Origin of the sequence: Variovorax sp. CAN15, from assembly GCF_030462475.1 — a bacterium.
Classification (GTDB): domain Bacteria; phylum Pseudomonadota; class Gammaproteobacteria; order Burkholderiales; family Burkholderiaceae_C; genus Variovorax.
Window position 1 is genome coordinate 1 of sequence record NZ_JASMRZ010000168.1, and the last position, 2,983, is coordinate 2,983.

At 61.6% G+C, this 2,983-nt stretch carries 2 protein-coding genes and 1 pseudogene; all 3 read right to left on the bottom strand.

Features of this window, described 5'->3' with window-relative positions; genetic code table 11:
- Positions 1-806 (bottom strand): LysM peptidoglycan-binding domain-containing protein (locus QMO14_RS33055; protein ID WP_301512346.1); only part of this gene is annotated, 806 nt, incomplete at its 3' end.
- A 232-nt stretch (positions 807-1,038) separates the two neighbouring features.
- Positions 1,039-1,749 (bottom strand): hypothetical protein, encoded by a 711-nt coding sequence (locus QMO14_RS33060; protein ID WP_301512348.1) that lies wholly within the window; start codon positions 1,747-1,749, stop codon positions 1,039-1,041.
- A gap of 9 nt (positions 1,750-1,758) precedes the next feature.
- A pseudogene (locus QMO14_RS33065) lies at positions 1,759-2,983 on the bottom strand (hypothetical protein); the annotation flags it as partial.

Sequence of the window (2,983 nt, forward strand, 5' to 3'; positions counted from 1 at the left end):
CCCTGCACAACCCCCTTCCAGGAGAACTGATCCTGCACGCCCGTCGCGACCCCCACGGTTTGTCCCGCAACTGAACCCGCCACGCCGCCGACTGCACCCGACACCGCCAGCGTGCCCCAAGCGCCGCTGCTTACGGCGGCGGCAATGCCGGAGTACCCACCGACGTTGACGAGATACCACTGCTGTGTGAAGGCAGCCACCACAACTGCCACAACCACCGTGAGGATCTTGCCAATCCCACCGCACCCGCCGTCCTTCCCCCTGGGAGCTGGCAGCGGATCCGGCAGTGTCGGGCTCGTGTCCCCCATGGCCTTGCCCGGGTCGTAGGGCCGGAAGGTGCTGCTGGTGTTGTGCAGGTTGGTGACCTTGTTGGGTACCTGCAGCACCGTGTTCGGTGTCAGCGGCGCCGAGGGCTGGCCATCCAGCCCATTGGCCTCGGCCAGCAGGTACCACAGCTGCGCGTCTCCCCACAGCGCCCGCGCAATGCTCTCGAGGGTGTCGCCCGCGCGCACCGTGTAGCTGCCAGGAGCCGGTCCGGGGAAGCCCGCATTGATCGGCTGGTAGTTCTCGTCGAAGTCCGCCGAGTTCGTGGGCGTGAACTTGCGGTACTTGTCATCGGGGCTCTGCGCTGTCGTATTGCGCGCGAGTTGCTGTGCATAGTCCTCGCGCTCCACGCCGTCGTTGCCCACGTTGCCCACGCGCTTGCCATCGAAATAGAAGTAGCGGTGGTCGCGACTCTTGCTGGCGCCGCTCACGTTGCCGTCGGCGCCGATCTTGCCGCCGATGAGCTCCTGGCGCTGCAGCACCTGGCCTTCCGCATTGGTCCAGTACGAGAAGCTGCGCGGCGTGGTCGCGTTCCGGTCCGTGGCCGTCTTCAGGTGCCCGTTGGCGTCATAGCCGAACGCAGAATAGCCCGGCGGCTGCGGCCTCCTGGGGTCGTAGCCCGTGCTCGCGGGATCGAGCGTGATCGAGGACTGCTTGGCGTTGTCCCATCACTTGTCCCCAACGCATTGCCAAACGCATTGGGCGTTTGGACTCCTAGGCCGGGGCCGCACGCAAAACGCGTATGAGTTGCCTTAGTTCAGTGATGGATCTTCTGGCAGCCACCGCTTGTTGGTCAACGCCGCTCTTATCGTCAGCAAGTCCTTGTTCGTACTCGTCCAGTCGATGAAGCAAGTTCTCGGCGTAAGAATCGAAGCGTTGACGGCTCCCCTCCAAAAAGAGGTACGGCGCCCTCCTTAGCTCCCATGACAATGGTGAAACAGAATCGTGCGGATAGAACAACGGATCACCCAAGCAACCTTCTTGTGAAACAAGCTGCCTCACCGGTTCCATGTACTCAAGGATCAGCTCGGAGAATTTGAGCTCAGACGCTTGCCTTGCAGTCGGGGAGGACAGATCAACAAGAAATGCTCCTCCGGCATAGAGGAAACTATCTGGGACCATTTGCACAAAGCGCAGTGCGGCGGAAAGTGGTGAGGGCGCCGTCCACCCTAGTGCATTGGCAATATGCTTCTCCACCCGCGGGAAGCAAATGTTGAACTGACAAGAGAGCGTCAGCCACGGGCCGCCTGGCTCATCGACGGCGCTGAACGGCTCCGTCAAGACCAGCGAGTGCTCCACATTCTCGGAGATATCAGACGCGCGAAGTCGCAACGTGCCCTTTGCGGACGGATGGGTATGCCACCGTTCTCTCGGAAGCATGGAGGCGATGGAGCTCGCCACGGCATCAAAGTTGTTTCCTACCATCTTGTTTCTCTAGAAATCACTGCCCCTGCCGAAGCCGCCGCTTCTTCTGAAAGCGTCATTCAGGATCTGCATCCGCGATGGGACAGCGGTTGAACGCTCATAGGTGCCCATAAACACACCTTGAATCTTATCGGCGGGAATGCGGAACCTTCCATTGGCATCCGGCTGAATGTTTAGGCTCTCTGCGAGAGCACCCGCGCGCGAACCGTAGAACGTACCTTCACCATTTGCCAGAGCGGGAATCCCACCCCTCTGGTTCTTGGTGAATTCTGCTGTATCACCAATCTTCGCCTCGCCAAAAATAATTCGTGCATCGTTACCCTGAAAAGCACCGTCGATGCGAATCGATTTGGATCCCGAGGCGTCCGGTTGAAAGTAAACTTCAGGCGCGACCAAGGAGTAGCCATTGCTGGCCATTTCCCGAGATAGCAAGGCCAAACCGCGGCCGGCGAAACGTGCCAACTCCGCACCAGTAAAGGAGCCCACATCCATGATGTACGGCGCTCTCGCGGCGCCGACCACCACGTCACCAGGCCCGCTGCCAGATGCCCATTCTGGTTCGCGAGTGGCATGCGCCATGGAGGCCGTACTCACATTGTCGCGCACGAATTCGTTCGTGACGCCGCGCCCCTCTGCGACGCTTTTAGGAATGCGCGAAAGCTCATCGGCGCCGATCGGAGCCAGGAGAGCACCGCTCATATTGCTCGTGCCGGCAACTCTCGACGAAGACCCACCCACGGCTCCATTAGCCTCTGCGATGTAGCCAGGCGGGCGATTTGCATAGCGCTGATCCCAAGCGCCCTGGTTCTGCGCGATGAAGTCACCCAGCGGGTCAGCCTGCTGCCCATTGGCCGCTGCGATGCTATCCCCCAACGCATTGCCGACAGTTGCCCCCACCGCATCGCCAATGATTCCTGGCAACGACCGACTGACACTTCCCCCACGGACAGCCGTGCTCACGACACCGCCCGCCATGCGCGTCGCAATCTCACCTCCGACAGGCCCAAAGGTTGAGGCCAGCATCGGCCGCGCCCAGGCCGACACATAGCCCGACGCCGCACTGGCTGCCACCCCGCGCCAGTCAAAGCCCTTCTGCAACCCTGTGGCGATGCTCAGTCCCTGAGTAGCAATGTTGCTCGCAACGTGCCGGGCGGCAGAGCCCCAGTTCCCCGAAGCCGCCAGCGTGCTGCCAAGACCGCCGGATTGGAACCAGCCCCCCAAGCCTGCGCTCAGG